9 protein-coding genes and 1 pseudogene are annotated in these 7,011 nt (G+C 44.0%); 5 read left to right on the forward strand and 5 right to left on the reverse strand.

Annotated features, from left to right (window positions below):
- Positions 1-26: 26 nt before the first annotated feature.
- Both A3738_RS26000 and A3738_RS26005 read right to left on the reverse strand, forming a co-directional pair.
- On the reverse strand, positions 27-515 hold the full coding sequence (locus tag A3738_RS26000) for a hypothetical protein (RefSeq protein ID WP_068502257.1): 489 nt from the start codon (positions 513-515) through the stop codon (positions 27-29).
- 110 nt (positions 516-625) lie between these two features.
- Positions 626-931 (reverse strand): LysR family transcriptional regulator substrate-binding protein, encoded by a 306-nt coding sequence (locus tag A3738_RS26005; protein ID WP_068477135.1) that lies wholly within the window; start codon positions 929-931, stop codon positions 626-628.
- 199 nt (positions 932-1,130) lie between these two features.
- On the opposite strand from A3738_RS26005, the pseudogene A3738_RS29630 reads away from it, so the two are divergent.
- A pseudogene (locus A3738_RS29630) lies at positions 1,131-1,430 on the forward strand (RidA family protein); the annotation flags it as partial.
- 343 nt (positions 1,431-1,773) lie between these two features.
- Here A3738_RS29630 and A3738_RS26015 read toward each other — a convergent pair.
- A complete protein-coding gene (locus A3738_RS26015) occupies positions 1,774-2,130 on the reverse strand; it encodes a helix-turn-helix domain-containing protein (RefSeq protein ID WP_068502254.1) in 357 nt (118 codons plus the stop codon).
- A 137-nt stretch (positions 2,131-2,267) separates the two neighbouring features.
- Between A3738_RS26015 and A3738_RS26020 the strand changes: the two genes are divergently transcribed.
- The 4 genes from A3738_RS26020 to A3738_RS26035 are packed head-to-tail and all read left to right on the forward strand — an operon-like array spanning position 2,268 to position 4,483.
- Positions 2,268-2,852 (forward strand): NAD(P)H-dependent oxidoreductase, encoded by a 585-nt coding sequence (locus A3738_RS26020; RefSeq protein WP_068502250.1) that lies wholly within the window; start codon positions 2,268-2,270, stop codon positions 2,850-2,852.
- 21 nt (positions 2,853-2,873) lie between these two features.
- Positions 2,874-3,260, forward strand: coding sequence for a cupin domain-containing protein (locus A3738_RS26025; RefSeq protein WP_068502247.1), 387 nt, complete (start codon positions 2,874-2,876; stop codon positions 3,258-3,260).
- Positions 3,250-3,894, forward strand: coding sequence for a DsbA family oxidoreductase (locus tag A3738_RS26030; protein WP_068502244.1), 645 nt, complete (start codon positions 3,250-3,252; stop codon positions 3,892-3,894). The genes A3738_RS26025 and A3738_RS26030 overlap by 11 nt, the downstream gene beginning before the upstream one ends.
- A 31-nt stretch (positions 3,895-3,925) precedes the next feature.
- Positions 3,926-4,483, forward strand: coding sequence for a carboxymuconolactone decarboxylase family protein (locus A3738_RS26035; RefSeq protein ID WP_068501481.1), 558 nt, complete (start codon positions 3,926-3,928; stop codon positions 4,481-4,483).
- A gap of 67 nt (positions 4,484-4,550) precedes the next feature.
- Here A3738_RS26035 and A3738_RS26040 read toward each other — a convergent pair whose 3' ends face one another.
- Positions 4,551-5,507 carry an ion transporter gene (locus tag A3738_RS26040; protein WP_068502241.1) on the reverse strand — a complete coding sequence of 319 codons (957 nt, stop codon included), beginning with the start codon at positions 5,505-5,507 and terminating at the stop codon, positions 4,551-4,553.
- Positions 5,500-6,690 (reverse strand): low temperature requirement protein A, encoded by a 1,191-nt coding sequence (locus tag A3738_RS26045; protein ID WP_068502239.1) that lies wholly within the window; start codon positions 6,688-6,690, stop codon positions 5,500-5,502. The genes A3738_RS26040 and A3738_RS26045 overlap by 8 nt, the downstream gene beginning before the upstream one ends.
- Positions 6,691-7,011: the final 321 nt, after the last annotated feature.

Below are 7,011 nucleotides of genomic sequence, written 5' to 3' on the forward strand. Positions count from 1 at the left end.
AAGCTAATCTCTTCTCGCGAAATGCCCTAGCCCATTCGGACAGACGTGATCGCAGGATGTTTTAATAACACTTTATTTGCTGCTTTCTCAGCTTTGTCACCAAGATGCAAATGAATGATGTGTTTCTTCTGCGCTACATAACGACCCAATTGAGTAAAGTCGCGGTGAACTCGACGTAAACCCAATAGCCCTGCCTCCCACGTGCAGAAGCCAATCACAAGTCCGCAAAAAATGAGTCCTGCGCTCATGTATTCTGAACTCATTAAACCCAGACCTAAAAAACCGAAAAGCGCGACACCGGACAGGATCAAACCACATATTAAGCCTGACCGCATCGACGGAATCGCATCCGTTTTCAGTAACTCGTTTTCAGCCTTGAGATGATGCGTGTCGACGCCATAGGCGTCGCCGCTCCAAACAGAAATGCTATCCTTCTCTACTCCAGCTTCCATCAACTCGTTTTGAATTAGCTCAACTTCGTCTAAATCGTCTGCCACAAAATACGTGTCTTTCATACGCTTACCCTCGTTCAAAGTAGGATCAGTTCGCAAAAAGAAATACGCTGTAAACGATATTTGCGTTGAGTCATAAAAGTGAATAAATGTAAAAAAGCTAATAATCGTCCCTAATGATGCAAAATCTCCACCTTAAACTCAGACTCAATCGATTGAATAAAGGCCTTAATGGGAACGCTGAGCGCTTGCTCATCTTGATTATTCAGGCACAAACCTATCGTGCGGTTGATATCAAAATCTTCGATTGGGATAAAGTTCAGATCATAAGGGGTTGTTCGATTCGTCATAATCGACACACCAACATTCGCGGCAACCAACGGCAACACAAAATCGTCCCGCTCGATCTGCATGATCGTCTCAGGGTTAATGGATTGATTCTGAAAGGCATCAAATACCTTCTTTGTAGATGGTGGCATTACTGCAGGCTCACATTCAGCATAGGACGATGATGAACATTCGTGACGCTATAAAAAAGAAGGCTTGGTACTTCCAAGCCCTCCTCAACCTGTCGGCAATTATTGCGCGTCATTGATCAGCGGAAACCTGCTTTATATTTCAGGACAACTCCCCTTTGATCAAGGGCAAATGCTTCACATCTGAAAACTCGGCGACACATTATTTCTAGAACAAGGCAAGCAAGTCGCACACATAGCCGCACTAAACGTATTGAGCCAAATTGATGCTGCACTCAAAGATACGCCGTTTCGTTTTAGCAAAATCATTCGCTTAGACGGTTTTATCAACGCCACAGACTCATTCACACAACATGCCGACGTGCTAAATGGCGCTTCAGACTTATTTGCGAAAGTATTAGGTGAGCAAGCAAGACACATTAGAACCGTACATGGCTGCAATAGTCTGCCTGCTGGGGCAAGTGTGGAGTTGGCCGTGACGGTAGAGCTTTCAAGTCAATAAGTGATCGAACTCCCCTATCAACCTGTCTATTTTTTAGAGATTAATGCACGGAAATAGACAAGAGCAGACCTTGGCGGCTCTCTGAACACAATGCCCGCTTCAATGTGTTAGCGGACGTTAAGTCAGGAAAGAAATCTTGGTTCACGGGCATTCACTTTCCTGAGAAAGCAAACATTTTGACTTAGGTTTAGCTGTATATCGACAGATACTTGTTCTTGGTTGAGCGATTGGCAGACATTCACTTATTAAACAAAACTGAGAAAGATTGAATCGGTAACATTCGGTTGAATCTGGAGGTCATTTTACCGGTGAGAGCTGGCGTCGTCGCGACCACCTCACACCACTATAACTGATTTGACTCCGACCAGATACGAAGCTGGTCCAGTATATCCAATGCTGAGCGTCCGAAGTTTGTCAGCTCATAGGTTACGGCTATGGGGCGATCACTAATCACCGTTCGAACGACCATGTCCCGAGCCTCTAATTCCTTAAGCCTTTGATCAATCATTTTCTTACTTGCACCGCCTAACATTCGAGTTAGGTCATTAAATCGTACCGGCCCATCTTTGAGGTGATAGACAATTGATCCGGTCCATTTCCCGCCAATGAAGCGCATGCCTTTTTCTATCGCACAAGGCTCGACACACGCATCATAAACTTTTTTTCGACCATAACTATCTGTTTCTACGCGGCTTTTCATGTTTCTTTACTCATTTTAAGCAGGTTACTAAAAGTATACTAATTGATATGGGGAGGTAGGTAACAATAATATACCTAAAGTGATTAATTAACCACTATTACTTATCCAACAGTCCATACACAGCGAGGAAAGAAGCCATGAGTAATATCTTGATTATCAATGCACACCATAAATATCCATTCTCAGAAGGTCGATTAAATGGCGCTCTGGTCCAAATGGCAGATGAACTATTAAAAGCAAAAGGGCATGAAGCACGAATTGTAAACATCGATGAAGAGTGGAATGTTGAAACTGAGCTTGAAAACCATCAATGGGCTGACACGATAATTCTTCAATCACCCGTGAACTGGATGGGCGTACCTTGGACCTTTAAGAAATATATGGATGAAGTCTATACCGCAGGCATGGGAGGACAATTATGCAACGGTGACGGTCGTCATGAGGATGCTCCCAAGAAAAACTATGGTGCGGGCGGTACGCTCACGGGTAAAAATTATATGTTGTCTCTGACCTTTAACGCACCAAAAGAGTCATTTGATGACGAAAATGAATATCTATTCCAAGGCAAAAGCGTCGATGACTTGTTTTTCCCGATGCATATGAACTTCCGCTTCTTTGGTATGAAAGCGCTTCCCACTTTTGCGAGTTTCGATGTGATGAAAAATGCGGAAGCTGAGAGTGACTTCAAGCGTTTCTCTAAGCACATTGAAGAGAATTTTTAATCCAATCGGGAGTAATTCCTTATGAATACGCGAATTAAAAAGACCATTCTGGGGTTGGTTCTATTTTCGTCCGCCTCAGTTTCGGATGCTCAGGAGGTTCCTTTAGCGCACGTCTCTTCACCCGAGTACTACCATGTGCTGTTGGAAAACGAACACGTACTGGTGCTTAGAATGGTGCTACAGCCAGGAGAGTCTGATATGCCTCATCGTCATCACAACGAGACGGTTTACTTTCAAAAAGGTGGCCAGCTGACAATTACCGAAGAAAACGGAGAGTCCTTTGTCGCAAATGTTCCTGATGGGCACGTGATGTGGCACGAAGCATGGGCACATCAAGTTAGCAATACGGGTGATACTGAAGTAGTCGCAATTATCGTTGAATCAAAGGTAAGCCGCCATGAGCAATAGCAAACAGATTATGATCGATATCTTATCTGATGCTGTATGTCCTTGGTGTGTTATAGGGTATTACAGAATTCAGGCCGCAATCAAAGACCTGGGTATCGAAGACCAAGTCTCCATACGGTGGCATCCATTCGAACTGAATCCCTCTATTGCGGAAGAAGGTGAGAATCTCAGAGAGCATCTTGCAGCTAAATATGGAACGACGATTAACGGAAGTATTGAGGCACGTAAGCGTTTGACGGCTTTGGGCCAAGAGGTGGGCTTTCAATTCAACTACTTCGATGATATGCGCATGTTTAACACTCGCAAGGCGCATTTGCTGTTGAGGTGGGCAGAAGAGAAAGGCAAGCAAACTCAATTAGCCGAATCATTTTTCAGAGCCTATTTTTCGGACCACAAAGATATCTCAAGTAAGGAGGTTTTGCTGCAAATAGTCGCTAGTTTAGGCCTAGATAAAAGCGAAGCCGAAGACGTCTTAGATAATCCTACTTTTCAAACTGAGTTGGTCGAGATTGAGAGAAAGTGGCTGTCTGGAGGTTTTCACGGAGTGCCGGTAGTGATTATTAACGGTGAAGAAGTTCTACAAGGTGCTCAAGAAACCGAAACCTACCGCGAAGCTTTAACTACAGCATCCTAAAGACAGAACTACATAGAACAGAGGAATTTTTATGTTTACATACTATGAAACCAATACTGCGCCAGAAGAGTCGAAATCGTTAATGGAAGCTTCGTTGAAAGGTTTTGGCATGATACCTAATTTGCACAAGATATTGGCAGAAGCACCTGCTACTTATGAGGCTTACAATACTGTATTTAGCCTATTCATGAAAAACACAACCCTGTCGCCGATTGAGCAGCAGGTAGTTTTTATGACTGCGAACTTCGAAAATAACTGCCACTACTGCGTGCCGGGCCATACCTGGATGATGCATTCCGCGAAAATGCCTGAGGAAGTTATCGAAGCATTACGTGAGGGTACTGAGATACCTGACGCTAAGCTTCAAGCTTTGCACGACTATGCTAAAGCACTACTAGATAAGCGTGGTCACATTGGAGATGAAAAGCTACAAGACTTTATTGAAGCGGGTTATACAAAGCGCCAGGCATTGGAAGTATTAACTGGTTTATCGGCAAAGTTGATCTCCAATTTTACCAACGCATTGGCACACACTGAGCCAGATGATGCGTTTAAGAAATATGCTTGGATACATCCTTCACAGCGATAAGATATATATAATCAATAAAGGGGAATTCAGACTTCCTATGAACTACTCCTTTATTGATTAATAACATCTAAGGTGCCTTGAATGGTTTGCCGCAATGTTGGCATGTAGCGCCAATTTTGGTTTCCTTTTCGCTATGAACAGCTTCACGAATATGATCAGCTGTTCTGCGCGAAAGTCCTAGTTGCTTTCTCAATGCCTCAATGTCTTCCTCTTCCTGTTGACAGATTATGCCATCTTCCAGTGCTTTTCTAAACTCTCTTTGGAGGCTGGAACGGCGGCGATGAATTTGCTCATTCAAGCCGCTTGCGATAATGCCTGCGGGTAAGGCTGCCATGCCGATACCAATCACGGTGATAAGTGCTCCGAAGATTTTGCCTGCAACCGTGATTGGAGTGACATCGCCATAACCCACTGTAGTAAGTGTGGCCACGGCCCACCACATGGCTTGGGGTATTGAACCAAACGCATTGGGTTGTACAGTGTGTTCTGCTAACCATGCACCACTTGCAGCAAAGATAAGCATAAGCATGAGAATGAAAAATCCAGCAAAGAAAGCTCCCGCCTCTTCTTCAAATACTGCGAGCAACATTCCCAGAGCAGGTGAGTAACGTGTGAGCTTCAAAAGACGAAGCATACGGAAGGTACGTAGAATGCGTAGATCGATTGGAATGAACAGATAGAGCAACGCAGGTAAGATAGCAAGCAAGTCAATAATCGCAATCGGCGATCGCATCCATGATATACGAGAAGGTGAATCTTGCTTTTCAGGTACGATCCATAAGCGCAACAGGTACTCTAAAATAAAGATGCATAAGGAAATGCCTTCAAATACATTAAAGGCTCCTTCCCAGCTTTGGTAGATGGAATCAACCGTTTCCAAAATAACGGCGCCGACATTGAGTATGATCAGCACAACGAGGGCAACTTCCAGAAGTTTGGGCCCCCAAGCCTCTCTATCAGGCCGTTCCAACCACCAATAGATCTTTGCCCGAAGTTTATTTTTAGATACTAAAATATCACTCATGGCGGAAAGTCATCCACGCGCGCGTTACGGGAATAACTATTTGTGATAGTAATGCAGTCCCCCATATCAGGTTGGCGACAATTGAGGGTACGTGAGGGACAATAAAGAAACATCCTACAGCAACAATAATTCCAAATAATCGGACATCCCAACGACCATGGTCTGATGCGACACGATGCTCGATGACGTTCTTTAGTACCCACAACATGGCAATATATCCCGCTAGCCCGAAGCACCCAATAGCCGCATATTTGGTTGGGTAGGGTTCCCAGAAACCAACTTTTACTTCGGCAGCGAGTGCTACGCCAACCATTACCCCGCAAATCATGAGTGTTAAATGCGCAAGCCACCATTTGACTAATGTCGAAAGCTTATCGTCCTTGGTCTTTCCGTTGCCGACAAAATCAAAATAGATCCAGCACATGATGAACATGGATATTCCGCCAATAACGAAATTGACAAGCACGTCGGAGGAAACTTTATAGATACCTTTTTCGGAAAGTGTAATAACTAACTTAAAAAAGCCTTCGCCGAGAATGATAAGTGTGAGTAGAGAGAAGCGTTCCGCCATATGACCGAGTCGAGGAGCAAAACGTTCATGGCGTAGTACAGAGACTTTCGGAATCATGTAAAGCGTTTGCGTGGCAACCAGAGCCGCCGCAAAGGCCCAGAAAGCATAGGGTTTTGGCAGAAATGCCGTAATGGCAAATATAATGGCGAAACTTGATAAGTTTCGGATCTGCTCATTGCACATCGAGTGTGTTTCTGAATTGTTTCGCCGAGCTCTTACATATAGCATGGCGAGCATTGCTCGATTCGCGGCAAATCCCAGTGCAAAGAAAGCCCATCCTTTCCCTTCAATTGCGGGTATCGCTGCGGCCATAAACATCAATGTACAGATCATTACTGACATAATGATACGATGCCAAATATCCGTGCTGACATAAATAGAGTTGAAAATACTGAGCTCACCCCAGGCATACCACAATGCAATGAAGATTCCACAAAACACCAAGAAGCCATCTATGTTCAAATGGTGTGATAAGTAATTTCCGAGAAGAAAGATTGTGACCACATGAATCAAGTCATAGAACAGCTCTACCCAATGTACGTGGTCATGAGCATGATCTAAATCATGATGGTGTTGGGGCTTTCGCCACATTGGGTGATCTTGTAATGCCATAGGAAAATTGCTCTCTAATACGCAACATGTAGGGGCCTAGGATGACGCAAATCAGGCAGCCACATGTTGTTTTCTAAGTCTTTGTGTGTGGCAATAAGGTGTTAGTTATCGTAAGAAAAGGTTCCGCGAATCGGATAGTTATTGCTACGAATCCACTCTAGGCCCGAAATAAGATTATCTAAATCAGGACGTACAAAAGGATTATTCGATATGTCCACTACTTGAAGCGTTCCATGTTCATCATGTGCTGGATCTATTTTGATTTTGTCGGCAACGGAAAGACCAAGGACGATAAGCTTTCGACATTAGTCAAATGGTGGC

This window comes from Oleiphilus sp. HI0066, from assembly GCF_001635725.1.